The organism is Pontibacter burrus (assembly GCF_010686685.1).
GTDB lineage: Bacteria > Bacteroidota > Bacteroidia > Cytophagales > Hymenobacteraceae > Pontibacter > Pontibacter burrus.
Window position 1 is genome coordinate 421,708 of sequence record NZ_JAAGWD010000002.1, and the last position, 26,990, is coordinate 448,697.

A 26,990-nucleotide genomic window follows, 5' to 3' on the forward strand; every position below is an offset into this window, starting at 1 on the left:
AAGAATTAGATTAAATGCTATATCACCTTTTTACATACCTCGATCGTGAGTATGATCTGTTAGGAGCAGGTGTGTTCCAATACATTTCCTTCCGTGCAGGTATGGCTGTACTGGTTTCGCTGCTGATCGCCATGATCTTTGGTGGCAAGCTGATAAGAGTGCTGCAGCGCAAGCAGGTAGGCGAGAGCATCCGCGACCTTGGTCTGGAAGGACAGATGGAGAAGAAAGGAACGCCAACTATGGGGGGGCTGATCATTCTGCTGGCTATTCTGGTGCCAACACTTCTGTTTGCCCGTCTCGATAATATCTACATTATCCTGATGCTGGTATCTACCGTTTGGTTAGGCGCAATTGGCTTTCTGGATGATTACATCAAGGTTTTCAGAAAGAATAAGGAAGGTTTGGCCGGCCGATTTAAAATCCTGGGGCAGGTTGGCCTGGGGCTTATAGTTGGTCTTACGCTGTACTTTAACGATGATGTAGTGGTGCGCCAGTACATTTTTGCTGATGGCAGCACCTCGGCGGTAAATGCTTCGCGCCATTATGTGGATGTACACAGCATGATCACCACTATCCCGTTCCGCAAAAACAACGAGCTGGACTACTGCAACCTGTTTGCATTCGCCGGCCCGCTTTTCCAGAACTGGTCCTGCTACCTATACATCCCATTCGTGATTCTTGTGATCACAGCCGTGTCGAACGGAGCAAACATAACAGATGGTATCGATGGTCTGGCAGCCGGTACATCGGCCATTATTGGTTTAACACTGGCCATTTTTGCCTGGGTATCCGGTAACACCATTTTCGCCGATTACCTGGACATTATGTTCATTCCGAACTCAGGCGAGCTGACCATTTTCTGTCTGGCCTTTGTGGGAGCGTGTGTGGGTTTCCTGTGGTACAACACGTATCCGGCGCAGGTGTTTATGGGCGATACAGGAAGTTTGGCTATCGGTGGTATTATTGCCGTGTTGGCACTTATAGTTAGAAAAGAACTGCTTATTCCAATCCTGTGCGGTATTTTCCTGATCGAGAATCTATCGGTGATGCTGCAGGTAAGCTACTTTAAATACACTAAAAAGAAGTATGGCGAAGGTCGTCGCATCTTTAAAATGTCGCCGCTGCACCACCATTACCAGATGCTGGGTTACCACGAGTCTAAGATTGTGGGCCGTTTCTGGATTGTAGGTATCATGCTGGCCATTTTAACATTGGCAACTTTAAAACTTCGCTAACGAGCAACGAATAACAATAATGAAGATAGCAATACTTGGAGCGGGAGAAAGTGGCGTAGGAGCCGCATTACTGGCACAGGCTAAAGGGCTTGATGTATTTGTGTCAGATATGGGGCAGATAAAAGACGAGTATAAAGCCAAACTGGCGACAGCTGCTATTCCATTTGAAGAAGGAACCCACACCCTAACCAAGATACTAGATGCTAACGAAATCATTAAAAGTCCTGGCATTCCTGATAAAGCTGCAGTTATACAAGAAGCAGCCAAAAAGCAGATACCGGTCATCTCTGAGATAGAGTTTGCAGGCAGGTATACAGATGCAAAATTCATTTGCATCACAGGCACAAATGGCAAGACTACTACCACACTGCTTACCTACCACCTGCTGAAAAGCGCAGGACTGAACGTAGGGCTGGCAGGTAACATCGGCGAAAGCCTTGCAGAGAAAGTAATCGACGATAAGCACGATTATTATGTGGTGGAGCTGAGTAGTTTTCAGCTGGACAACATGTACCAGTTTAAAGCGCACATAGCTGTTCTGCTGAACATTACGCCCGACCATTTAGACCGCTACGGCTATAGTATGGATAATTATGCGGCCTCAAAAATGCGCGTAGCGCAGAATATGACCGGAAGCGATTATTTCATCTATAACGCAGATGATCAGAATATTAAAAAAGCGTTCGATTCAGCTGCCTTTGGTGGTACAACTATACCGTTTTCACTGGAAGGGGCTGAAGGTGCCAAAGTAACTTACACAGGATCAACTATAGATGTAGCTATAATAAACCATACAGGAACTATAGATGCTTCAAAGTCGAGCCTGATCGGAAAGCACAACCAGTACAATACAATGGCAGCCGTAGCTGTAGCCAAGTTGCTCCAGGTGCCCGATGAAACTATAGTAAAGTCGCTGGAGACATTCCAAAACGCTGACCACAGGCTGCAGTTAGTAGGAGTGGCCAGAGATGTGAGTTACATCAACGACTCGAAGGCAACCAATGTGGAAGCCGTTTGGTACGCGCTGGAGGGCATTAAACAACCCATCATATGGATTGCCGGCGGTGTAGATAAAGGTAATGACTATAGTACACTGGAAGCATTAGCCCGCGAAAAAGTGAAGGTGCTGATCTGTCTGGGTAAGGATAATAAAAAACTGGAGCGCTCCTTTAACAAGGTGGTTCCGATCATTGCTGAGACGGATTCTATTGAATATGCCGTGCGTATGGCCAAATTGCTGGCTGTGCCTGGCGATGTGGTACTACTGTCGCCGGCTTGTGCTAGCTTTGATTTGTTCAACAACTATGAGCACCGCGGCGAACGCTTTAAGGAGGCCGTAGAGAAAATAGTTTTAAAAAAGTAAGAGATACAATTTTTAGCCAAAGGTATGGTAAAGCAGTGGTTACAGAAAAACCTGCAGGGTGATCCTATTCTATGGGCCATCGTCCTGATGTTCTCGCTGATAAGCGTGGCAGTGGTGTATTCTGCCACCGGCACACTTGCCTATAAATCACGGGAAGGGAATACTGAATATTTCCTGCTGAAGCACTCTTCGCTCATTTTCATGGGCCTTGCCTGTATGTGGGCAGCGCATAAGATCAACTATAGATATTACTCCAGGTTGTCTTTAGTGGCATTAGTTCTTTCTGTGCCTCTGTTGCTGTTTGCTTTTGTCTGGGGTTCAAACATTAACGATGCATCCCGCTGGATCACGATTCCGGTAATTAACCAGACTTTCCAGCCTTCGGATTTGGCTAAGCTGGCGCTTATTTCTTACCTGGCCAGCATGTTGGCAAAGGTGCAGCTGCAGGTAAAAGACTGGCGCAAAACGCTGGTGCCAATGCTGATCTGGACGGTAGCTATCTGTGCGCTTATTGCCCTAACCAATACATCTACCGCCATCCTGCTGTTTGCTACCTGCATGCTGCTCATGTTTATCGGGCGTGTGCCTTTCAAGTACCTGATGACGGTATTTTTCATCGTGATTATAGTTGGTGGCGGAGCACTGGCAATAGGGCAGCGTTTGGGTACAGCGGTAAGTCGTGTAGAGGCTTTTCTTGATAAGACCGAAACGCCTTTCCAGTTAGAGCAGTCTTACATTGCTATTGCAACAGGTGGTGTTGTGGGCAAGGGCCCGGGCAACAGCGACCAGCGCGACATACTGCCTCACCCTTACTCTGACTTTATCTTTGCCATTATTATAGAAGAATATGGCTTGTGGGGAGGTGCTGCTGTGCTTTTCCTTTACCTGGCTTTACTATACAGGGGCATGGTAACTGTAGTGAACAGTACAGGCGCCTTTGGAGGACTACTATCTGCCGGGCTAAGTTTCAGTCTTGTTATCCAGGGAATGATCAATATGGGGGTTGCTGTTGGGTTAGGGCCGATTACCGGTCTGCCACTGCCGCTTTTAAGTATGGGTGGTACATCCTTTATTTTTACAGGTATCTCGCTGGGAATTATACTTAGTGTGAGCCGAACTGATAATGAAGTGACGCGTGCAGCTGTGGGTGCGCAGGATATTAACGCCAAAATACCGGTACATGCCTAATACACACAAACCATATCGCATCATTATCAGCGGTGGTGGCACAGGCGGGCATATTTATCCTGCAGTAGCTATTGCTAACCAGATCAAGGCGATCAGTCCTGCATCGGAGATACTGTTTGTGGGTGCCAAAGGCCGCATGGAAATGACGCGTGTGCCGGAAGTAGGATACAAAATTGTAGGTCTTTGGATAAGCGGTTTACAGCGCAGGCTTACCTTAGATAACCTGTCGTTCCCGCTGAAAGTGCTTTCGAGTGTGCGAGCATCGCATAAGATCATAAAAGAGTTTAAGCCGGATGCCGTGGTAGGTGTAGGAGGATATGCCAGTGGCCCGTTGTTGTACGCAGCTACAGCAAAAGGCATTCCGTCGCTTATTCAGGAACAGAACTCTTATGCTGGTATTACAAATAAACTTCTGGCTAAGCGCGTGGGTAAAGTTTGCGTGGCTTACGAGAACATGGAAAAGTTCTTCCCGGCAGAGAAGCTGGTGTTAACCGGGAACCCGGTGCGTCAGGATTTACTGGATGTGTCGGAGAAAAGGAGAGAAGCGCTTCTACACTTCGGACTAACTTCAGAAAAGAAAACAATACTGGTGATCGGGGGTAGCCTTGGTGCCAGAACAATAAACAAAAGTATAGCATCCGGACTTAATAAATTTGCTGAGGGTGAATACCAGCTTATCTGGCAAACCGGAAAAGCATTTTATTCTGAAGCAAAAGAGCTGGAGCAAAACTATAGTGATAATGGCATCCGTGTTTTTGATTTTATCAAGCGTATGGATCTGGCTTATGCTGCTGCCGATGTGGTAGTGTCGAGAGCGGGCGCGCTGTCGATTTCAGAACTTTGCCTGGCTGCTAAACCAAGCATACTGGTACCGTCACCTAACGTGGCCGAAGATCACCAGACCAAAAATGCGATGGCGCTGGTGCAACAGCATGCTGCTATACTGGTGCGTGATGCGGATGCATTGCAGGAACTGGTTCCGGCAGCTCTACAATTGGTACAGGATGAGCAGGAGCAGCAAAGGCTTGCAGCCAACATTAGAAAAATGGCTCGTCCGAATGCAGCTTCTGAAATTGTGAATGAACTTTTAAAGTTGATAAAGTGAGACTGGAAGACTATAAGTATATCTACTTCTTAGGCATTGGCGGTATTGGAATGAGTGCCATTGCCCGGTGGTTCCATGCGAAAGGTTTTCCGGTTTGGGGCTACGACAGAACCCGTACCCCACTTACCCAGGCGCTAGAGCAGGAAGGAATAAAAGTGCATTATCAGGATGATGTAGCTAACCTGCCACAGGAAATTCAGCAGGACAAAGACAACACGCTGGTTGTTTTGACTCCTGCAATACCAGCCGAGCATGCTGAGTGGAATTACCTGAAAGGAGAAGGCTATACTATAAAAAAGCGTTCTGAAGTGTTGGGTATCATTACAGCTAATGCCTATACCATTGCCGTAGCTGGTACGCATGGCAAAACCACTACGTCGTCTATGGTAACGCATTTGCTGCACCATGCCGGTGTAGATGCTTCAGCGTTCTTAGGTGGAATTGCTACAAACATCAATTCAAACCTGCTCATCAGCAAAGGACAGCGCGAGCAGGAAGTAGTAGTGGTGGAAGCGGACGAGTACGATCGTTCTTTCCTGACGCTGTTCCCGGATATAGCTATAGTTACATCTGCTGACCCGGACCACCTGGACATTTATGGAGATGGAGAAGAACTGATCCGTACATTCCAGAAATTTATCAGCCAGATAAAACCCGGAGGATACCTGTTTATTAATAGCAAACTTAGTACAGGTTTAACAGCTTATGTGCAAGCGGGTGTACAGGTAATCAACTATAGTTTTGAGGATGGAGATGCTCATATTCAGGGGCTTAACATCGAGGGTAGGTGGTTTAAATTTGATGCTGTTAGCCCGTTCGGTAACATAGGTTCGCTGGAGTTGGGGGTGCCTGGTTTCCATAATGCCGAGAATGCATTGGCAGCTGTTTTGGTGGCGCAGGTGTTGCAAATTGAGGAACAGAAAATACGCAGTGGTGTACAGAGCTATAGTGGTGTAAAACGCCGGTTCGAGTTTGTGTATGAAGGGAACGGCAGAGTATACATCGACGACTATGCCCACCACCCGAAAGAGATCGACGCGTTCATGAATTCAGTGCGTGCGCTGTACCCTGAGAAACGAATTAAAGTGATATTTCAGCCACACCTGTTTACCCGTACCCGCGACTTCGCAGATGGGTTTGCAGAGAGCTTAAGCAAGGCAGATGAAGTGGTTTTGCTGGACATTTACCCGGCTCGGGAGAAACCAATACCAGGTGTTACTTCAGAAATGCTTCTGGAGCGGATTTCGTGCCCGGCAAAATCGTTGATAAACAAGAGCGAAATTGTGGATAATTTAGCCCTAAACCTTGATTTTGACGTGCTGGCAACCGTTGGGGCCGGTGATATTGATACCTTAGTGCAGCCTATCAAAAATATTTTAGAAAAAGTGTAGTATGGGCTTGAATAGTAAAATAAAATCTTTAATTTTTGCAGGTTGTAGCATTGTTACAATCGGCACACTTGCAAGCTTTGCTGCATCAAGGCAAAATGAAAAAGTTTGTAAAAAAGTGTCAATAAATATTGATAATGAGTACAATAATTACTTTATTGGTGATAAGGAAATAAAGGACCTGCTGACCCGCGAAGGGGAGCGTCATTTAGAGGGCTTACCCAATAAAAACATAGACCTGAAGAACCTGGAAAAACGCATTGAAGCGCATAAATTTGTAGCAGATGCAGATGTGTACCGGGACCTGAATGGCAATATCAAAGTAGAAGTAAAACAAAACAGGCCTATTGCAAGAATTATACAAGCTAATCAAGATGTTTACGTTGATGTTGAAGGGCGCATTCTGCCCCTCTCAGACAGATACACCGCTCGTGTAATCCCAATAACCAAGTCGGCAAATTTAAAGCCCCTTAACCAGGAGTTTTTTCAGGATTCGACCGGACAGGCTTATCTTTCTTTGCTGCAGTTTATCGAGAACGACAGGTTCTGGAAAGCGCAGTTAGCCCAGATGCACATTGATGGCAAGGGTAAGGTTTCTTTTTTGCCGCAGGTTGGCGACCATACCATTGAGTTTGGTAAACCTGTTAATACAGAACAAAAATTTAAAAAACTAATGATCTTTTATAAAGAAGTACTGCCTCTGATGGGGTGGGACAGATATAAGAGAGTTAATGTAGAGTACAAAGATCAGATCATTTGCGAATAAATATACAGATATGCAGAACGACAAAATAGTAGTAGGCTTGGATATTGGCACAACCAAAGTTTGCGCACTTGTAGGTCGGAAGAACGAATTCGGGAAGCTGGAAATCTTGGGGATGGGTAAGGCTGCATCGGAAGGTGTAGTACGAGGCATGGTCAGCAATATCGATAAAACGGTAGAAGCGATCACGAAAGCAGTGAAGCAGGCGGAAGATCAGGCACAGATTAACATCGGTGTCGTGAATGTGGGTATTGCCGGTCAGCATATCAAAAGCCTTCAGCACAATGGCAGCATTACGCGCCAGGTGACGGATAACGAAATAACCGTTGACGATGTAAAGCGTTTGACTAACGATATGTATCGTCTGGTTATACCGCCGGGGAGCGAAATCATCCATGTGATGCCGCAGGAGTACAAAGTAGACTACGAAGAGGGTATTACTGACCCTGTTGGGATGTCAGGCGTGCGCCTGGAAGGTAATTTCCACATCATTACAGCACAGTCCAACGCCATTAACAACATCAGCAAGTGCATTCAGCGTGCCGGTCTGGTAATGGATCAGCTTATTCTGGAGCCGCTGGCATCATGTATGTCGGTGCTTAGCGAAGAAGAGAAAGAAGCTGGTGTTGCTTTAGTGGATATTGGCGGTGGTACAACTGATATTGCGATCTTCAAAGACAATATTATCCGACATACAGCAGTTTTACCTTTCGGCGGCAACATTATCACCTCTGATATTAAGCAGGGCTGCCTGGTAATGCAGAATCAGGCTGAGCAGCTGAAAGTGAAATTCGGTAAAGCTATAGCCGACGAAGCTTCTGAAAACGAGATTGTATCGATCCCTGGATTGCGTGACAGAACGCCAAAAGAGATATCTTTGAAAAATCTTGCCTATATTATTGAGGCAAGAATGGAAGAGATTGTGGAACTGGTATATGCAGAGATCGTTCGCAGTGGTTATGCAAATAGCCTGGCTGCCGGTATTGTAATTACGGGTGGTGGCGCACAGCTGCAGAATTTAGTGCAGCTTGTAGAGTATATTTCGGGCATGGATACCCGCATAGGTTACCCGAACGAGCACCTGGGCAAATCGAAGATAGATGCTGTGAAGAGCCCGATGTATGCAACAAGCGTGGGACTGGTACTGGCAGGCTTCCACTCTATTGACCAGAATGGCCTGGAGCGCGACGAAGAGGTTCCGGAAAGAAAAGAATACCATAAACCGGCGGCGAAAACCGGCGGAAAAGAAGGTGGCGGCCTTATCAGCATGATTAAAGGCCTACTTTCAGATGATATTGACAACAACAAACAAAGTTATTAACCCATACAGAGCAGGAGAAATAAGCATGAGCATGTACACTTTCGACTTACCGTCAAGCAGTAAGTCTATCATTAAGGTGATTGGTGTCGGGGGCGGTGGAAGCAACGCTGTAAACCATATGTATAACCAAGGCATTAAAGATGTTGAGTTTATCATATGTAATACCGATGCGCAAGCCCTTAAAAGCAGCAGCGTTCCTACAAGACTTGCACTTGGTCAAAACCTGACGGAAGGTCTTGGTGCAGGAGCTAACCCTGAAAAAGGCAAACAAGCCGCTCTTGAGAGCAAGGAAGAAATTCGCGAAATGCTGAGCAACGACACCAAAATGGTGTTTATTACAGCTGGAATGGGCGGTGGTACCGGTACTGGTGCAGCGCCTGTGATTGCTAAAGTTGCGAAAGAGCTTGGTATCCTTACAGTAGGTATCGTTACAGCTCCTTTCGGTTTCGAAGGCCGTAAAAAGAAACAGGCTGCTGAAGAAGGTGTGCGCGAATTAAGCGAAAACTGCGATACCATTCTGGTGATCCTGAACGATAAGCTACGTGAGATGTTTGGCAACCTGACCATCCGCGAAGCATTTGCTAAAGCTGATAACGTACTGACAACCGCTGCAAAATCTATTGCAGAGATTATAACAGTTACAGCAGAGGTAAACGTTGACTTTGAAGACGTTAAAACGGTTATGAAAGATTCTGGTGCCGCAGTGATGGGTTCTGCGATCACGGAAGGCGAAGGCCGTGCCCTGCGCGCTGCTGAAGAAGCACTTTCATCGCCATTACTGAACAACACAGATATTCATGGTGCTCAGAAAATTCTTCTTTCTATTATGTCTGGTGAGCAGGCAGAACTGGAAATGGATGAACTGACTGAGATCACAGAATACATCCAGGACAAAGCCGGCCAGGAAGCTGAAGTGATTTTCGGCCATGGTATCGATTCATCACTGGGCCAGAGCATCCGCGTAACGGTAATTGCTACCGGTTTTGCCAGCAGCGAAAACCTGATGGAACCTAAAAAAACAGTTTTTGACCTGGAAAGCCAGAAGCCTATAGTTACAGAACAGGCAAAACCAGAAGTAGTAGAAGTTACTACTTTTGTGCCAAAGCAAGTGGTAGCACCTGCTCCTGTAGTACAGCCAGTTCCGGCGCCTGCTCCAATGCCTGCACCTGCTCCAGCACCTCAGCAGTACGATGCTGTTCGCAGACCAGTAGAGCAGCCACAGCAACAGCCAAACCGCATTGTATTTGATCTGGGATCTACAGACAACTCAGACGGTTTTTTCGCCCCTAAGGTAGATGATCGTGCTGCCAGGGAAATAGAAGAGCGTGAGCTGATGAAGCGCAGACAGGAAGAACGCCGCGAGCGCCTGCGCAGACTGAGCACAGAAATCACCTCAGAAGCGATCAAAGAAAAGCTGGAAGTACCAGCATACCTGCGTCGTAATGTTGCCCTGGAAAATGTAGCTCATTCCTCAGAGCGCAGCATTTCACGCTTTAACCTGAACGACGATAACGAAATATTAGGCGACAATCGTTTCCTGCACGATAACGTTGACTAACTATAATCTCCTGCTAAAAAAGGCTGCCAATAATGGCAGCCTTTTTGCTTTTAGACCCTACCTATAGTTTAGCGTGCAATTCTGTTAATAGAGTTATCTTTTGGTAGCCTTTCAAATAGAAGTAAACAAGCCACTTGCTTCAGACAACTATAGTTTGCTTGAACAACCGCTAGGTTATTGCAAGCAGGAATAGCTATAGTTTAACAGTAAAGTTGTAGGTTATATAGCCTGATAGATAAGTTAGCTAAACTATAGTTGTTCCTATAGTTTAGTCCTAAGCTTTCCGGAAGCGGGGTAGAGATTAACTATAGCTATAGTTTACAATAGTGTTAGAACTTGAGGAACTGCTCTACATGCTGCTCCAGCAGCTCCTGGTATAGTTTGTTCGTGAGCTGACTGCCATCGAAGTTTTTTTCAATATGAGCCAGTTTAAGGCGCATTGCCATCACGTGCATGCCCAGGTAATTCAGTACATCAGTTAAATGACTGAGTGCTGGCCCGCTGCCCTGCATCCCTGACGATAAACCAATTAAAGCACCCTTCTTGTGCCTGAATGAATTTGGGTAAGCCAGGCCGTCAATAAAGGCTTTTAACACGCCAGGGAAGGAAGAATTATATTCAGGTACCACAAACACAAACTTTTCAGAATCGGCGATCATAGAAGCCAGCTTATTAAACTGCTCGTTTTTGCCCGTGTTTCCGTATAGGGCCGAAACTATAAAATCAGCGGGGAGCTGTGCCAGGTCCAGTATCTGGTAAGGCTCGTTGTGCTGTTCCAGAAGGTTAGCATATAGTTTTGCAATCGCTAAACTGTTGGATTCAGGCCGGTTTGTACCTGAAATAAGTGTGATCATGTGCTGTAATGTTTATTCCTTTAACAGGAAAATAGAGGCAAGGTTATTCCGGAAAACGGCAATAATAACAACAAACAACTATAAAACAAAAAGGCGGGACATTTCTGTCCCGCCTCTTTTATGCTAACTATAGTATTAAGCAACGTGCTCAGAAGTTGCTTTTGCACTCAGGTACTCTCTGTTTAGGATTGCAATGTTCTCAAGCGAGATACCAACCGGGCATTCTGCCGCGCAGGCACCTGTGTTGGAGCAAGCACCAAAGCCTTCCACGTCGTGCTGTGCCAGCATGTTCTCAACGCGGGTCTTAGCTTCTACTTTACCTTGCGGCAACATAGCCAGCTGAGATACTTTTGCGCTCAGGAACAGCATAGCAGACGCGTTCTTACAGGCAGCCACACAAGCACCACACTGGATACAGGTAGCAGCATCAAACGCTTTGTCAGCTATAGTTTTCGGAATTGGAATAGCATTGGCATCTGGCACACCACCTGTGTTAACAGAAACGTAACCACCAGCCTGCTGAATTCTGTCAAGTGCAGAACGGTCAACAACAAGGTCTTTGTGTACCGGGAAAGCTGCAGCTCTCCAAGGCTCTATCGTGATCGTATCACCATCGTTGAAGTGACGCATGTGCAGCTGGCATGTAGTTGTGCCACGCTCCGGCCCATGCGGACGGCCATTGATGTACAAGCTACACATACCGCAGATACCTTCACGGCAATCGTGGTCGAAAGCGATCGGGTCCTGGCCGTTACGTAGCAGGTCTTCGTTCAGTACATCCAGCATTTCCAGGAAAGACATATCCGGAGAAATACCTTTAACAGGGTATGTTACCATAGCACCTGCTGATTCTCTATTTTTTTGGCGCCAAACCTTTAGTGTCAGGTCCATTGGTTTAGCATTTGGATTACTTCCAGCCATTTTCTTTCAATTATGAATTTCGAATTATGAATTACGAATGAAACTATAGATTTTATTCATTCATAATTATTCATTATCAATTACTTATAGCTACGCTGTGTTAGCTTCACGTTCTCGAACTTCAGCTCTTCCTTGTGCAGCACCGGCTCATTGCCAACGCCTGTAAACTCCCAGGCAGCTACATAAGCAAAGTTCTCATCGTCACGAAGGGCCTCGTTTTCAGGAGTCTGGTATTCTTCACGGAAGTGACCACCGCAGGATTCGTTTCTCTGCAGGGCATCTTCTACCATCAGTTCACCCAGTTCCAGGAAGTCTGCAACGCGGTTGGCTTTTTCCAAAGTGATGTTTAGTTCTTCGTTCACCCCGATCACTTTCACATCTCTCCAGAATTCTTCGCGCAGTTTACGGATTTCCTGTTTCGCAAACTGAAGACCTTCAGCATTACGGGCCATACCGCAGTAATCCCACATAATCTGGCCAAGTGCCTTATGGAAATCATCAACCGTGCGGTTACCGTTTATAGAAAGCAGTTGCTGGTTTTTATCGATTACAGCCTGTTCTGCTTCTTTAAATGCCGGATGGTCTGTGCCTATTTTGGCATATGGGGTCTGAGCCAGGTAGTCACCTATAGTATACGGAATTACAAAGTAACCATCGGCAAGACCCTGCATCAGGGCAGATGCACCTAGACGGTTAGCACCGTGGTCTGAGAAGTTACACTCGCCGGTAGCATACAGGCCAGGGATGTTGGTCATCAGGTTATAGTCAACCCAAAGGCCACCCATGGTGTAATGCACGGCAGGGTAAATACGCATTGGCTTCTCGTATGGGTTCTCGTCCGTGATCTTCTGATACATGTCGAACAGGTTACCATATTTCGCTGCAATGGCAGGCTGGCCTTCGCGCTTGATAGCATCAGCAAAATCCAGGAATACGGCAAGACCAGATGAGCCTACGCCACGGCCTTCGTCGCAAACCAGCTTGGCATTACGTGATGCCACGTCGCGCGGTACCAGGTTACCGAAAGCAGGGTATTTACGCTCCAGGTAATAATCACGGTCTTCTTCTTTAATGTCGTTTACTGTGATCTCGCCTTTGCGCAGACGCTGGGCTGTCTCTACAGTTTTAGGTACCCATACACGGCCATCGTTACGCAGCGATTCTGACATCAGTGTCAGTTTCGACTGGTAATCGCCAGAAACCGGAATACAGGTAGGGTGGATCTGTGTAAAGCAAGGGTTTGCAAACAGAGCACCTTTTTTATATGCTCTCCAGGCTGCTGTTGCGTTAGAGCCCATTGCGTTGGTTGAAAGGAAGAATACGTTGCCGTAACCACCTGTAGCCAGTACAACCGCATGCGCACTATGCGACTCAATTTTACCAGTAATCAGGTTACGCACAACTATACCACGTGCTTTGCCATCTACCATTACCAGGTCAAGCATTTCGGTACGTGGGTACATTTTTACTTTACCATAGGCAATCTGGCGGTTAAGTGCTGAGTAGGCACCTAATAACAACTGCTGTCCGGTCTGGCCACGGGCGTAGAACGTACGCGATACCTGCGCACCACCAAACGAACGGTTAGCCAGCAGACCTCCGTACTCACGTGCGAAAGGAACACCCTGCGCCACGCACTGGTCAATGATATCAACAGAAACCTGGGCCAAACGGTAAACGTTTGCTTCACGCGCGCGGTAGTCACCACCTTTAATCGTATCGTAGAAAAGACGGAAAATAGAGTCACCGTCGTTCTGGTAGTTTTTAGCAGCGTTAATACCACCCTGCGCTGCAATAGAGTGCGCACGGCGTGGAGAATCCTGGAAGCAGAATGCTTTTACATTGTATCCCAGCTCTCCAAGTGTTGCAGCAGCAGAAGCACCTGCAAGACCTGTACCTACTACTATAATATCGTATTTACGTTTGTTAGCCGGGTTAACCAGCTTCACGTTAAATTTATGCTTGTCCCATTTTTCGGCTAAAGGGCCTTCCGGGATTTTAGAATCTAGTATCATATCAACTATAGAATCTTGATGTTACACGAAGAAAAAGAAGTAGAGCGGGATAAGTGCAAAGCCCAGGCAGATAATAACCGAGAAAGCGTATCCAAACTTTTGGATGAACGGCGTATACTTCTTATGATTCAGGCCCAGCGACTGGAAAGCACTCTGGAAGCCGTGGATCAGGTGGTAAGCCAGTGCCACCATCGAAATTACATACAACGCTACGTAGATCGGGTTTTTAAATGCTAAAACCACTTCGCTGTACAGGTTCAGGTAATCTTTATCCGGCACACCTTCTAACTCGCCAAAGCGGGCAGGAACAAAGAAATTCCACAGGTGCACAAGCAGGAACACCAGGATAATAGTACCCAGCAGACCCATGTTACGGGAAGACCATGTACTGTTCTCTTCCGGGCGGCTGTTGTTGTAACCTACCGGGCGCGCAGCCTTGTTGCGGCGGGTTAGTACAATCGCATCGTAGATGTGGAACAGGAAGCCCAGTACCAACACTATTTCCATAGTACGGATAACAGGGTTGTTAGCCATAAAATGAGAATAGATGTTGAAAGCCTCACCGCCATCCTGGTAAAAAAGCGTAAGGTTACCTACAAGGTGTACCACCAGGAAAGAGCAGAGGAACAACCCCGTGATCGACATGATGATCTTACGCCCGATTGTACTGGAAAACGTTTTAGTAAACCAATTCATCTGTATTTGTTATAAGTTAGTAATTAAGCTTTTTTTAATTCTCAAAGGTAGCAGAGGGGCGGATACAAAACAATTTTAATAATGTATTTTGAATCAATCTAAATTGCAATGCGTAGGACAGAAAGTCTTACCTTAATAACCTGCTTTCGCTCCGATTGTTAACAATAAAAAGAGAGTTTTTGAGTTAAAGTTATACCTTTGTTTACTGCCTAACCCTACCTATATGCCAAAATTTTTACGCTTAAGGTACCTGTTGCCGGGTAGTTTGTTGTGGGGATTGATATTGCTGTTGGGTTTACTTACGGAGGCACAGGCTACACACATCAGGGCCGGAGACATTACGGCCAAACGCGATACGACTTCTAACCCTAATCCGCGTCGCTTCTTTTTTACCATGATCATCTATATGGATGCCACATCTACTGCCGACCATGCCCAGGTGGAAATGTCGATGGGAGATGGCAATACTATTACAGTTGACAGAGAAACAGGCACAAGCAGAGGACCAAACATCGGAAACGATACAGACCGGAACGTATATAAATGGGAGTATACCTATAGTGCCGATGGTAACTATACCGTTTCCTGGAACGGGATAAACCGGAATGGAGGTATCCTGAACATGACACCCCCGACAGATCAGCATTCCTTTCTGATCTCGACAACTATAAGCATCAACTCGCTTCGTGGCTTTAACAGTACACCTGTACTAACTGTAGCACCTATCGACAGGGCAGCAATTGGAAAGCGGTTCGTACATAACCCCGGCGCTTTCGACCGTGATGGGGATAGCCTTGCTTTTAAACTGCGCGTGCCAATGCGAAAAGATGCCGCTGGTAATATTGTGCCTGTGCCGGGCTATAGTTTGCCAAACCGTACCTTCGACTGCCGCAACTCTGCTGACTCGGGTGGTGCCATTTTTACGCTGGACCTGGAAACCGGGCAAATGGTATGGGATGCACCCTGCCGGGTAGGGGAATATAACGTTGCTTTTGTGGTGGAAGAATGGCGCGTATCACCAAATGGCGGAGCAGTGAAGCTCGGAGAAGTGGTGCGTGACATGCAGATAACGGTGGTGAATACAGAAAACAACCCGCCTGTGCTGGAGCCGCTAGATACCTGCGTAATTGCCGGAACTACCTTCTCGCACCTGGTGCGCGCCACAGATAAGGACGGCGACCTGATTAACCTGACAGCCACAAGCGGTATTATTCCGCCAGCCACCTTCACACGGGTTTCGCGCACACCTGGCGTATCAACCGGTCGTATTGTCTGGAATACACAGTGCACCGATGTGCGCGAAAGACCTTACCAGATCATCGTAAAAGCTGAAGATAACCTGCCGGTTGGCTCCAAACTAGCTGACCTGCAACCACTGAACATTCGGGTAGTAGGCCCGCCGCCTCAGAACCTGACTGCCGAAGGCAACAATGGCTCTGTTGTCCTGAACTGGGACCGGTATGTTTGCCAGAATGCCCAGACTATGCGTATTTACAGGCGTGAAGGCCCATCTAACTTTGTGCCGGATCATTGCCAGACTGGTGTTCCTTCCAGTACAGGCTATGTGCTGATAGGGGAGGTATCCAAACAGGCAAACGGAACCTGGGCTACTACCTTTACAGACAATAACAAGGGCGCTGGATTACCGGCGGGTGTGCAATACTGTTACATCATTTATGCTACCTTCCCGTCACCGGGTAGGGGCGAAAGTATAGCTAGCCAGGAGGTATGTGTAATGGTTGACCAGGACATTCCGTACATTACCAATGTAAGCGTAACCAGAACAAGTACAACCAACGGAGCCATACAGGTTAAATGGACGCAGCCACGCGAACTGGATGATCTTACGCCTCCATTCGAATATCGCCTGCTGCGCAAGGAAGGCCAGCAAAATGCAACTACAGGTTACGTACAGGTATTTAGTACACGAAGACTGTCAGACACTACCTTCCTGGACCAGGGACTGAACACGCTGGAGAAATCCTACAGATATAAACTGGAGTTTTACCAGTCTGCCACTGCGGGTGGCCAGCCAACTGTTTTAAGGGATACCACATCAGCATCGAGCGTATTCCTAACTGTTACGCCATCTGATAATGAGAACACCAACATTACGTTGAACTGGACATACAATGTACCGTGGCGCAACAATATACAGCAGCATACGGTTTACAGACGCGAAGGTACAACCGGTACCTACACCGAAATTGCAAAGGTTACTGCTTCAGCTTCAGGTGGAACTTACGTGGATAGTGGTTCTGGAACTGCCCCATTAGAGCGCGGCAAAACCTACTGCTATTATGTGCAGACCAGTGGTACATACCAGCTCGCCGAAATTGAAGATCCGTTGCTGAACAACAGCCAGGAAATATGTGCTGAATTGCCAAAGCTGGTTTGTCCACCGGTGCTAACGCTGGATGAGCTGAACTGCGATGCCTTCCTGGCCAATCCGACTGACCCGCCTTACCAGAATGTGTTAACCTGGCAGCCACAGATTACCGGCGACTGTACAGATGAGATCCAGTTCTATACAGTGTATTTTAAAGGACCTGGGCAGACAGAGTATACCGAGCTGGCCCAGGTGCCGCCTACCCAGACAACCTATACCCATACCGGGCTGGAGTCTTTTGCGGGTTGCTATGTTGTAACGGCCACCGATGTGAATGGCACAGAAAGCGAGTTCAGTAACGAAGAATGTAAAGACAACTGCTTCTTCTTTATGCTGCCTAACATTATCACGCCTAACGGTGATAACCTGAACGATGTGTTCAGACCGGACCCGCGTTCCCGCTTTATCCGCTCTATCAAGTTTATGGTATTCAACCGTTGGGGAGTGAAGGTATTTGAAGGCAACGATAAGAATATCAACTGGCCAGGCACCGATTCAGACGGCAAACGCCTGACAGATGGTGTTTACTACTACGAGGCACAGGTAGAATTCTTCACGATAGATCCGGCGAATGCTTCTAAAAAGTATAAAGGCTGGGTTGAGATAGTACATTAATGCAAACTGACCGGAAAAAGCTGCAGGATAAGGCTATTGTGTTTTATGATGGCTCCTGCGGCTTTTGCCAGGCCAGCGTACAGCTGGTCTTAAAATATAATATGCAGCAGAATCTATACTTTGCTGCTTTGCAGAGCGGCGTGTTAGAACAGGTTGCTCCTGCGGCCCAGGTGCCAGATCCGTTACCCGATGCCGTGTTGTTTTACGAGCATGGCAAACTATATTCCGCCTCCGAAGCAGCCCTGCGCATTACCCGTCATCTTAAGTTTCCGTGGTCGCTGTTTTCTTATTTCAGGTTTATTCCAGTATCTTTCCGCGATAAAATCTATAGTTTTATAGCCCGGCACCGCTACAAAATTGCCGGCCGCCGCGAAGCCTGTATGCTTCCGGAGCCGCACCAGCGGGCAAGGTTTATAAATTAGATTGCTAAATTGTTGATTGTTGAATTGTTGTTCTGGTATAGTACAAACTATAGTTTAAAACACCATTTAACAATTTAGCCTTTAACAATTTAACCTTAGAACGATCAACGAATAACGATTAACGAATTAAGAATGAAGAAAGCATACGTTTTCCCGGGACAGGGTTCTCAGTTTGTGGGTATGGGCAAAGACCTGTACGAGCAGCACGAAGTAGCAAAGCAACTGTTTGACAAAGCAAACGAGATCCTGGGCTTCAACATCACCGAGATCATGTTTAACGGCACCGACGAAGAACTGAAGCAGACCAAAGTAACGCAACCGGCTATTTTCCTGCATTCGGTAGCGCAGGCAGCAGTTGCCAAAGACTTTGCCCCGGACATGGTGGCTGGTCACTCGTTGGGTGAATTTTCGGCGCTGGTGGCAAGCAAGGTATTGAGCTTTGAAGATGGTCTTAGACTGGTGTCTAAAAGAGCACTGGCTATGCAGGCTGCTTGCGAAGCAAACCCGTCAACTATGGCCGCTATCCTTGGCCTGGAAGATGAGAAAGTAGAAGAGATCTGCGCTTCAATTGATGAGGTTGTAGTTGCTGCCAACTATAACTGTCCGGGTCAGCTGGTTATTTCCGGTTCTAACAAAGGCATTGAAGTGGCCTGCGAGAAGATGAAGGAAGCAGGAGCGAAGCGTGCGTTACCGTTGCCAGTAGGTGGTGCTTTCCACTCGCCGCTGATGAAACCAGCCGAAGAAGAACTGGCTAAAGCCATTAACGAAACCACTTTCAGCAAAGGGATCTGCCCGGTTTATCAGAACGTGGATGCCATGCCGCACACTGACCCAAGTGAGATCAAAGAAAACCTGATCAAGCAATTAACAGCTCCGGTTCGCTGGACACAGTCGGTGCAGCAGATGATTGCCGACGGTGCGACGCATTTCGTGGAGTGTGGACCGGGTAAAGTGTTACAAGGACTGGTGAAGAAGATTGACCGTAACGCGGAAGTAAGCTCTGCTGAGTAAACTATAGATTAATAAAACTATAAAGGCTCCCTTAACCAGGAGCCTTTATAGTTTTATTAATCTATAGTTGGGTTAGTTCTTGATGAATTTATAACTCTTTTTACCGGCCGCGGACTCAATCTGCAATATGTATAAACCAGTTGGAAGCGATTTGATATTTATCGTTTCAGGTCCGGACGTGCGTATTTTGCTGCGCTGTACTTCTCTGCCTCTGCTATCTACAATGCGCCAGGTACCGGTTGCTTCGTTCGCATCAGCCACAAAGCTGATCTGGCTGCTGGCAGGGTTAGGGTATACAAAGGCTTTACTAGCCTGCTTCTTAAGCAATTCCGAAGTGCTGGCTGTAAAAGGATCCTGGTCGCCGAAAGTAAAGGTCATCAGGTCGTCGTGTTCCAGCATAAAGCCATAGCCAATAACGTGTACACTAATTCCGATCTGTTCGCCTGGTTGCAGGTCGAGGCCGTACTGGCTCAGCCGGTTCAGGGCAAACTGAAAACTACTCCAGCCAACTTCGTGGCGTACAGTGGTGGCATAATTGTACGTAATATCCGGTATCCTGATATAGTCTTCGTGGCTGCCCACAGGCACGGCATTTACATCCAGTAAGTTAAGTTCCTGCACCAGGTCTCTGTCAAACACTATTTCAATGTTGTCGCTGCCGTAAAAAACACCGTCGTTGTTGGCATCTATAATAATTCTGATCTCGTGCCAGGCTGTGGGTAGTTTAGCACCTATAAACAAGCGTTCGGATGAGTAAGCGAGGTAAAAGGAGGCATCGCCGCTTACTTCGCGCTGGAAGAAATAAGTACCAGCCAGGGGCCAATCTGTTATATCTTCTGTTAACGGGAAATTCTCTGTGAACGGTATAGTAGCGTTAATAGGGTAAAGCGGTTCGGTATCCTGGGCATCAGGTATGCCATCCCCATCGCTGTCAGCACTGAGAGGGTTTAAGGTCAAAAAGATACCGGCCATAGCTTCTTCCAGATCCGGAAGTCCATCGCCATCTGTATCGGCAGTAGTAGGGCTGCTGCCAAACCTGGCTTCGTCAAAAGGTACGTTGGGCTCATTATCCGGAAAGCCATCCTGTTCGTTATCTACAGCCTGCAGTATAGATCCCCAGTTGCCTTTATAAAACAGCTCATACCATTGGTTTTTGTCCCAGTGCTGTATTATTTGTGCATTCAGGTCCCAGGAGTGGCTGCTGTTAGGTATAAATTCACCAAAAACGCGCGCCGAACCGGGGTGGTTAGAAGGGTATTCGGGGAGGCCTGCGTTATGGAACATGGCATCTACCACGTGGTTGAATTCATGCATAAGAAACGCCGAAAGTTGGTAGTGCTCTTCCCACCAGGGTACCTGAAAATAGGCACCTTTGCCCAATACCTGGTTTACACCCCAGGCATACGCACCGCCACCAACAACAAATGCGCCTACTGCATCATAGGTATCAACCGGGAAATTCCTGCTCCGGAGGTCTGCGTCTACTTCATGCGGGTAAACATAGCCGTTTTCGTGTACGCGCTCCAAGTACTCATCGATCACAAGCACCGTCCAATTCAGGTTGAGGGTCATGTGAGAGTGGCGCCAGTAGAACATATTCAGCTCTTCCAGAGCCTTGGCCAGCACATCGGCATAGTTGGCGGGCAGCGTGCCCCCGTTAGTATTAGTATACACTACCATCAGGTTATTTAGCTCCACGTAATCCCGGTAAGCATAATTCGGTTCCCCTTCGTCGCGGTTTACAGTAAACGATATGGTTTTGGTTGCTCCTGCCCGGCCATCAGCATTATCCTGACTATAGGCAGTAGCCATAAGGGTGTAAATACCTTCCGTAGGAGCCCAGCCATCTGCATCTTCCGCAAGCAAGGTATAAGGTGCGTCGTTATCGGTTCTGCTTGCCGGTACAATACCGGTCAGGTCCATGGTTACGCTTTCAGTTAAATTCCAGTCTACATCAGCCCGTATGTTCAGCTTTATGCCGCGCACCTGGGCAAGGTTCAACTCGGTCATATCGGTTAGTACCATCAGGTCCTGGTTCGTTTCGGCATTTATCAGCGTAAACGTTATATTGGGTGGGCTAACAGGTAACACGGTTAGCTGCATGGTAACGGTAGTTCCTTCTTTGCCGCGGGCACGGGTGTTGTTGTAAGGGGTAGCGCTTATAGTGTAAACCCCCGGCTCGGGCAGCCAGGCTCTGTAATCGCCATTTTGGTCTCCGGCTACACTATAGGGTTCGTCGTTGTCTATGCGGGTATCACCGTTGCTGATCGTTATCAGCATGCTTCTTACTTTGCCTTCGGTATTTACCCTGATGTTTATTGGAGTGCCGGCATTTATTACGTCATTCTGGGCTAAGGTTCGTATGTCACTGTCCGTGTCGGGGTCAATTAGCGTGAACGATTGGATGTAGCCTACCGCTTTGGGATTGTGCTCGAGCGGAGGAGCATTTTTTTTAGGTTCGGGTTGTGCAAAGCACTGAATGCTAAGGAAAAGCATCCATAAAGTTGCTGTAATAAGTGTTTTCATAAGTATGGAGTAAAGTTGGTGTCATAACATTTAAAAGTATAAGTAAATTGGTATTAATTTACGATCGTTTATTGTAAAAGTAATTTATATTTGGCGGGATCATCTGAGAATAGTGTAAACAGGATGATTGGAAAGGGCGGGAAGTTGCAGATGATCTGCTTCTAAAAAATATCTGACTACAAGTAATTTAAACTCATACATTTGCTATAAAACTGCTAACCAAACAACTATGAAAAATAAGGGCCATCTGTTGCTCTGGATCGTCGGCTTCCTGCTGCTCGATCTGTACTTCAATCTCATTCCAAGACTAATTACCCTGGATGTGTTGCCCTGGCTGGCCTATGCCTTCGGGTTTTATGCCGTGGCGCACCTGTTTGCCAGGTATGTTTTAAAGCTGAAAGGAGTAACCGATTTTGGCTTGCAGCTACATAAAGGCTGGTTTAAGTTTCTGATGCTCGGCTTTGTAATTGGTTTATTGAACTGGTGTGTGAAGTACCTGGCATTTTACCAGATGGGTAAGTTTGAGGTAACCGGCATGATGGAGACTGGTTACATCGTACCTATGTTAGCGCAGGCGTTGGTTGGCATGTTGCTGGCCTCAGCGATGAATGATGTGATCTGCAGAGGGTACTGGTTGCCTTATTTCAGGAGAAACAACCTGATGGCTTTTTACATCCTTTTCACAACTATAGTTTATGCGCTGGACGACTCCTGGAACGAAGGCATAACTATAACCAATTTCATTTTCTCGGCAGTATTAGGTATTTCGTTAGCTTATACGGTAGTAAAGACCGGAGCAATCTGGATGGCAATTGGCATACACTGGGGTGCTAACATGATGTACCGGGCCATGTTCGGCTTTAACGGGCAGGGCATGTGGCAGGTAAATCAGTTACAGGATGGTGTGGTGTACGAATGGGTAAGCATTGGTATTACAGCACTGATTTTCCCGGTAGTTTACCTGCTGCTCCGGAACAAAAAGCCGGCACAAGCCCCGGCTGATTTGCAATTAAAACCCTCCACCGGAGTAGCTGTTTAACACGGACTAAACTATAGACAATGAACCTGGGTAAACGCAAAGCAGTGCTGAAACTGGTAGATGACGCGCACGCAAAACTAGAGTCTTTCTACCCGGAAGAAGCTGTGTACAAAAACACGCCCGAGTGGATCGAAAAGCGACGTTTGCTCTTAGCCGATCTGGCTTTGCATCTGGCTCAGGACGCGCTGAAAGGAGAAACGATAAACCAGGAAAAGCTGAAACACCACCTGTTTGCCATACTCAAGATAAGCAAAGAATTCTTTCCGGAAGAGAACTATGGAGAAGCTGCTCTTCAGCTTGATAAGCCGGTTGAAATACGATAACTATAGTTTGATCAGATCAGGGTTAGCAGATAACCCAGCAAAGCACCGCCTATTACAATCAGCGCACTGTTTACTTTCCGGAAACCAAAGGTGATGGCAATGCTGAGGATGACAATAACTATAGTTCGCCAATCAGTTATAGTATCGCGGCCCATTTCCACACAAACAGCAACTATAACGGCCACCGAAGCTACATTTACCGCATCCAGGAATGCAGCCATCAGTGCGGAGTTTCGCATGTACTTTACAATGGGCTTGAGAAAGGCTACAAATACAAACGATGGCAGAAAGATACCTATAGTTGCCACTGCCGCACCAGTCCATCCATTTAACTGGTAGCCCACAAACGTAACCGACGAGAAGACCGGCCCCGGCGTAAACTGCCCTACCGCAATGGCATCTATCAATTGCTGTCTCGTCAACAGGCCGGTTGCTACCAGTTCAGTATCCAGGAATGCGAAAAGCACATAACCGCTGCCGTAAAGTATTGCGCCAATCTTCAGAAAAATCAGGAAAAGCTTGGTATTGCTTACCGCCTGTAGCACAGTGCCAGTAGCCTGAACAAGAGAGAGAAGTGAAAAACTATGGACTGGTACCGATCTGTTTTTATTCCGGATATAGGCCACCGCCAATGCCACAAAACCTGCTCCGAACATGACATAGATTTCGCTTACGCCAACTATAGCCAGTGCCAGGGCTACTGCTCCAATCACACCCAGCCAAACCGACTTCAGCGATTTCTTAGCCAGCGGAAAAACGGCGGCTAGTATAATGGCAATAATGGCAGGTTTAATGCCGTAGAGACAAGGCTGTAGTTGTGGTAGCTGCCCATAGGTTTTGTAGAGCCAGGCAAAACAGCCGGTTATAAAAACAGCCGGAAGGATGAAGCAAAGACCAGCCACCAGCAAACCCCTCCATCCAGCACGGTCGTAACCAATATGGATGGCCAGTTCGGTGCTGTTAGGGCCAGGGATCAGGTTAGTAGCGCCGATCAGGTCCAGGAAGTGCTGCTCGCTCATCCATTTTCGTTTCACCACCACTTCATCCTGCATCATGGCAATATGTGCGGCAGGTCCGCCAAAGGCTATAAAACCCAGCTTCAGGAAAAGCTTTGTAAGCTCTCTTAATTCTGTGCTCATTTAAACTATTGTTCGGTAGCTATTGGCCTGTCATTTCGCGACCATTCGCTCCAGGAGCCTACGTATAATTTGGGAATGCCCAGCCCGGCCTGCTCCATAGCAACTATAGTATGGCAGGCTGTAACCCCGGAGCCACAATGCACGATCACATCAGCAGCGGTGCGGTTGCCAAATGCCTGTTTATAGTTGTGTTTCAGGACTTCGGAAGGCAGAAAAGTACCGTCAGCTGCAAGATTTCCTGCAAACGGGATGTTAACCGCACCCGGAATATGGCCGGCAACAAGATCTATTGGTTCGGTTTCGCCACGGTAGCGGGTTGCCTCGCGCACATCAATCACCAGAGCATCGGGGCTCTGAGCGGCCTGCGCTACTTCGACTATAGTTGCGATAGGTAATTGCCAGGTGGTATGCGGATAAGGCGGTTGTTTTATAGTTTCTTCTGAACCTGAGTTTACAGGTATGCCGATAGCCAGTGCAGCAGCATAGCCACCATCCAGCACCTGCACTTTTGTGTGGCCCATAGCTCGCAGCATCCACCAGAATCGCGCAGCAGCATTAGCCCCATTTTTATCATCATACACCACCACATGGCTCTCCGGAATTATGCCTAGCTCGCCGACCAGCTTCGCAAACTCACTGATATCTGGCAACGGATGACGACCACCAATGGCGGGGTTTGTTGTTTTTTGCGCTAAGTCAGCATCCAGATCAACAAAAAGTGCTCCGGCCAGGTGTTCCGAACTATAGTTTTGTCTTGCCTGAGGGCCAGTTCGGGCATCAATCAGTATTAACTTCGCGTCTGAAAAGATAGTGGCCAGTTCCTGAGGTTTGATTAATGGGAGCATTGGCTATAATTAAACAGTGAGTTGTATTTGATACCTTAAAACAGATGTGATCATTTTTATCTCAGAAATGGGATAGAAAGGAAGTAGCTACTTTTCAGCCCTTTTCGGGTTCTCATTACATTAAAAAATATTAAACCTGTACTATATAAGTAGAGCAAGGTAATAACCAATGCTTCTATGGTAAATATGCTGATCAGATTTGCTAAAATATTGATCGCCGATATATCGAATGTAATATAGCTGCCTTTGTTAAGAATAAAGGTTAACGTATAGAGCACAAGCGCAAAAGTTAGCTGATAGTTAAGTAGCTTTTTCCCGGAATCATTCACTAGTATGATCTTGTCTTTCTTCAGAATCCAGACTAACAATGGCATAATAATCCCCAGCATTGGGTGAAAAATGAGAGCTAAACCTGTCAGATGTAATACAGTCAGGTACCCTTTGTCATCTACCGGAGCCCATTCCAGAATATCATCCGGAGTGACACTTAACGCAGCTGTTAATTTCCTTAAAGAATCTCCGTGTGGTACGGTTTCGCCTTTCTCAATTCGTTGCACAGTCCGCAAACTTAACATCGACTCTTCGGCTAATTGCTCCTGCGTAAAGCCCTTTCTTTTTCTGAGCACCCTGACCTTTGCTGCTAAATCTTCTCTGTTCATTTGTATCTCAATAAAGTTCAGCAGTAAAGATGACTAATAGTTTGTGTTGCTCTTGCGACACCTGTGCGACATGTTTATGCCAGTTCTGCCAAATCACTTTATTTACTTAAACTATAGGTTGTATGGTAACCGACATTAAACAAGTTCTCAGTTGTTTTCCAGATAATCACCATTCTTAAGTTCCTGGCTTTTGTATCCTCCTAAAAACTCAAAAGGTACTGATTTTAAACCATCATTTGTATTTGCCGGTACCAAACAGTTGAAGTGTAAGTGCGGCGCATTTGTTTGCCCGGTATTACCAGATAAAGCGATGGGTTGACCGCTCTCTATTATATCACCTATTTTTACCAGGCTCCCTTTGTAAACAAGGTGCACATACTGTGTAAATAGCCCGGAATTAGGTTCGTAAATGGTTATGTAGTTTGCATAAGGTTTCCATTCAGCTCCGGTGCCTCCCAGTTTATAGTCATCTATCACGCCCACCACAAACCCCCTGGTGGCAGCGCAAATGGTATCGTTAACAGCCATGTCAAAATCAACGGCATACCTGGCCCAGTCGCTGTTATGCGTATAGTTTGTGTTATTGGCTTGTATAACTCGGTACGCTTTGTTTTTAGGGAATGGTAATGCAAGTGCAATGGGTTTAATTTCCTTAGAAGTATCACCCAGGCGTGACGCAAAGGAAATGCTATAGTTGGTGTTACCAGCGACAGGGAAATACAACACAGTATCCTGTTGAGCTTTTATTACCACCGGATTGATCGCATCAAACACAGTTTGCATTTCCTTGTCCGGGCTCTTAACCCAGACCCTTAGAGGGCAATGCAGTGGGTTTTGAAGGTTGATTTGTAACTGGTTATTTTCTGTTTTATAAGATTTGTAATAGGAGTATTGGGTATGCACCACAGCAGGCAGTTTCCGGGTTTGGCAACCTGAAAAGCTAACGGTAACTAAAAGAAGTAACAGGAACAGTTTCTGCATGCTGTACTAACTAAGCGCTGGGAATACAACCATAGCTAAGCCTCTACCGCGATCTTCAATACCACCTTTCTCACTATACGCTCCCCTGTAACCATAGCAGCATGTGCATCATCCGGGTAAAAAATGGTGAAAGAACCGGCGGGCACATCAAACCAGTTTTCGGTCTTGTCGGGGAAAAAAGCAGCTTCTCGTTCTTCGTTGTAAGGGTCGTTGGGCTCGTCACAAAGGGCCAGGTCTTTCCAGCCCATGTGGTCGGTGCCCGAGATTACGTACTGTATGTCGATGTACTTGCGGTGCACTTCCAGTTTATATTTGTCTTTGGTTACACCGGCCGCTTCCGAAACAATCGCGAACAGTATTTTGCCTTCAATTTCGTGAACGCCGGTGGTTATAGTTGCCAGGTCGGTTTCCTGTAAGAATTTAAACGCCTGCGCAAAAAGTGGGTGCATGCAAACGTAACGGTCGGCATTGGCAAGTTTATCGAGAACCATTTATAGTTAGAAAGTTAAAAAGTTTGGAAGTTTGAAAGTTAATAATTTGACTTTGTGACAAAGGACAAAAGATTCATTCGGCTAAAACTTAAAGTCCTATGTCCTTTGTCAAAATTTCCTTTGTCATAATCGCATTCCATCGA

General features: G+C 46.7%; 23 protein-coding genes. 13 read left to right on the forward strand and 10 right to left on the reverse strand.

The annotated features are described in order from the left end of the window. The first annotated feature begins 14 nt into the window (after positions 1–14). The 8 genes from mraY (at position 15) to ftsZ (ending at position 9,921) form a co-directional block, all read left to right on the forward strand. Positions 15–1,235, forward strand: coding sequence for a phospho-N-acetylmuramoyl-pentapeptide-transferase (gene mraY, locus GXP69_RS06545; RefSeq protein ID WP_163913617.1), 1,221 nt, complete (start codon positions 15–17; stop codon positions 1,233–1,235). Between the two features lie 19 nt (positions 1,236–1,254). After that, positions 1,255–2,598, forward strand: a complete 1,344-nt coding sequence (murD, locus tag GXP69_RS06550; protein ID WP_163913619.1) for a UDP-N-acetylmuramoyl-L-alanine--D-glutamate ligase — start codon at positions 1,255–1,257, stop codon at positions 2,596–2,598. 24 nt (positions 2,599–2,622) lie between these two features. Beyond that, positions 2,623–3,786, forward strand: coding sequence for an FtsW/RodA/SpoVE family cell cycle protein (locus tag GXP69_RS06555; RefSeq protein WP_163913621.1), 1,164 nt, complete (start codon positions 2,623–2,625; stop codon positions 3,784–3,786). After that, the gene (gene murG, locus GXP69_RS06560) at positions 3,779–4,891 is read left to right on the forward strand and encodes an undecaprenyldiphospho-muramoylpentapeptide beta-N-acetylglucosaminyltransferase (RefSeq protein WP_163913622.1); all 1,113 of its coding nucleotides are present in this window, start codon (positions 3,779–3,781) and stop codon (positions 4,889–4,891) included. The genes GXP69_RS06555 and murG overlap by 8 nt, the downstream gene beginning before the upstream one ends. Next, a complete protein-coding gene (gene murC / locus GXP69_RS06565) occupies positions 4,888–6,282 on the forward strand; it encodes a UDP-N-acetylmuramate--L-alanine ligase (protein WP_163913624.1) in 1,395 nt (464 codons plus the stop codon). The genes murG and murC overlap by 4 nt, the downstream gene beginning before the upstream one ends. 115 nt (positions 6,283–6,397) lie before the next feature. Then, positions 6,398–7,045 carry a cell division protein FtsQ/DivIB gene (locus GXP69_RS06570; RefSeq protein WP_317164568.1) on the forward strand — a complete coding sequence of 216 codons (648 nt, stop codon included), beginning with the start codon at positions 6,398–6,400 and terminating at the stop codon, positions 7,043–7,045. Between the two features lie 10 nt (positions 7,046–7,055). Beyond that, the gene (ftsA, locus tag GXP69_RS06575; RefSeq protein ID WP_163913627.1) at positions 7,056–8,363 is read left to right on the forward strand and encodes a cell division protein FtsA; all 1,308 of its coding nucleotides are present in this window, start codon (positions 7,056–7,058) and stop codon (positions 8,361–8,363) included. Between the two features lie 31 nt (positions 8,364–8,394). Next, positions 8,395–9,921 (forward strand): cell division protein FtsZ, encoded by a 1,527-nt coding sequence (gene ftsZ / locus GXP69_RS06580; RefSeq protein WP_163913971.1) that lies wholly within the window; start codon positions 8,395–8,397, stop codon positions 9,919–9,921. Positions 9,922–10,250: 329 nt separating this feature from the next. On the opposite strand, the gene GXP69_RS06585 is transcribed toward ftsZ, so the two are convergent. The 4 genes from GXP69_RS06585 to GXP69_RS06600 form a co-directional block, all read right to left on the reverse strand. Further along, positions 10,251–10,775, reverse strand: a complete 525-nt coding sequence (locus GXP69_RS06585; protein ID WP_163913629.1) for an NADPH-dependent FMN reductase — start codon at positions 10,773–10,775, stop codon at positions 10,251–10,253. Between the two features lie 135 nt (positions 10,776–10,910). Beyond that, the gene (locus tag GXP69_RS06590; RefSeq protein WP_163913973.1) at positions 10,911–11,666 is read right to left on the reverse strand and encodes a succinate dehydrogenase/fumarate reductase iron-sulfur subunit; all 756 of its coding nucleotides are present in this window, start codon (positions 11,664–11,666) and stop codon (positions 10,911–10,913) included. Between the two features lie 110 nt (positions 11,667–11,776). After that, on the reverse strand, positions 11,777–13,711 hold the full coding sequence (locus tag GXP69_RS06595; protein ID WP_163913631.1) for a fumarate reductase/succinate dehydrogenase flavoprotein subunit: 1,935 nt from the start codon (positions 13,709–13,711) through the stop codon (positions 11,777–11,779). Between the two features lie 21 nt (positions 13,712–13,732). Beyond that, positions 13,733–14,407 (reverse strand): succinate dehydrogenase cytochrome b subunit, encoded by a 675-nt coding sequence (locus GXP69_RS06600; protein ID WP_163913633.1) that lies wholly within the window; start codon positions 14,405–14,407, stop codon positions 13,733–13,735. A 223-nt stretch (positions 14,408–14,630) separates the two neighbouring features. Between GXP69_RS06600 and GXP69_RS06605 the strand changes: the two genes are divergently transcribed. The 3 genes from GXP69_RS06605 to fabD all read left to right on the forward strand — a co-directional run bounded on the left by GXP69_RS06605 (position 14,631) and on the right by fabD (position 18,844). Next, positions 14,631–17,411: a T9SS type B sorting domain-containing protein gene (locus GXP69_RS06605; RefSeq protein ID WP_235925580.1), complete on the forward strand. Its 2,781-nt coding sequence runs from the start codon at positions 14,631–14,633 to the stop codon at positions 17,409–17,411. Further along, positions 17,411–17,833, forward strand: coding sequence for a thiol-disulfide oxidoreductase DCC family protein (locus GXP69_RS06610; RefSeq protein WP_163913635.1), 423 nt, complete (start codon positions 17,411–17,413; stop codon positions 17,831–17,833). Before GXP69_RS06605 ends, GXP69_RS06610 begins: the two co-directional genes overlap by 1 nt. Before the next feature lie 132 nt (positions 17,834–17,965). After that, entirely contained in the window at positions 17,966–18,844 is an 879-nt protein-coding gene (gene fabD / locus GXP69_RS06615; RefSeq protein ID WP_163913637.1) for an ACP S-malonyltransferase, read from the forward strand. 72 nt (positions 18,845–18,916) lie between these two features. On the opposite strand, the gene GXP69_RS06620 is transcribed toward fabD, so the two are convergent. Further along, positions 18,917–21,370 carry a T9SS type A sorting domain-containing protein gene (locus GXP69_RS06620; protein WP_163913640.1) on the reverse strand — a complete coding sequence of 818 codons (2,454 nt, stop codon included), beginning with the start codon at positions 21,368–21,370 and terminating at the stop codon, positions 18,917–18,919. Between the two features lie 229 nt (positions 21,371–21,599). Here GXP69_RS06620 and GXP69_RS06625 point away from each other — a divergent pair, with 229 nt between their 5' ends. Then, positions 21,600–22,409 (forward strand): CPBP family intramembrane glutamic endopeptidase, encoded by an 810-nt coding sequence (locus tag GXP69_RS06625; protein WP_204281936.1) that lies wholly within the window; start codon positions 21,600–21,602, stop codon positions 22,407–22,409. Positions 22,410–22,429: 20 nt separating this feature from the next. Next, positions 22,430–22,732 (forward strand): hypothetical protein, encoded by a 303-nt coding sequence (locus GXP69_RS06630; RefSeq protein ID WP_204281937.1) that lies wholly within the window; start codon positions 22,430–22,432, stop codon positions 22,730–22,732. 11 nt (positions 22,733–22,743) lie between these two features. Here GXP69_RS06630 and chrA read toward each other — a convergent pair whose 3' ends face one another. The 5 genes from chrA to GXP69_RS06655 all read right to left on the reverse strand — a co-directional run bounded on the left by chrA (position 22,744) and on the right by GXP69_RS06655 (position 26,847). Then, a complete protein-coding gene (gene chrA / locus GXP69_RS06635; protein WP_163913642.1) occupies positions 22,744–23,871 on the reverse strand; it encodes a chromate efflux transporter in 1,128 nt (375 codons plus the stop codon). 5 nt (positions 23,872–23,876) lie between these two features. After that, on the reverse strand, positions 23,877–24,716 hold the full coding sequence (locus GXP69_RS06640) for a sulfurtransferase (RefSeq protein ID WP_163913644.1): 840 nt from the start codon (positions 24,714–24,716) through the stop codon (positions 23,877–23,879). Positions 24,717–24,772: 56 nt separating this feature from the next. Beyond that, positions 24,773–25,375: a helix-turn-helix domain-containing protein gene (locus tag GXP69_RS06645; protein ID WP_163913646.1), complete on the reverse strand. Its 603-nt coding sequence runs from the start codon at positions 25,373–25,375 to the stop codon at positions 24,773–24,775. A gap of 147 nt (positions 25,376–25,522) precedes the next feature. Further along, positions 25,523–26,356, reverse strand: a complete 834-nt coding sequence (locus tag GXP69_RS06650; RefSeq protein ID WP_163913648.1) for a M23 family metallopeptidase — start codon at positions 26,354–26,356, stop codon at positions 25,523–25,525. A 35-nt stretch (positions 26,357–26,391) separates the two neighbouring features. Continuing rightward, entirely contained in the window at positions 26,392–26,847 is a 456-nt protein-coding gene (locus GXP69_RS06655; protein ID WP_163913650.1) for a YhcH/YjgK/YiaL family protein, read from the reverse strand. Positions 26,848–26,990 lie beyond the last annotated feature (143 nt).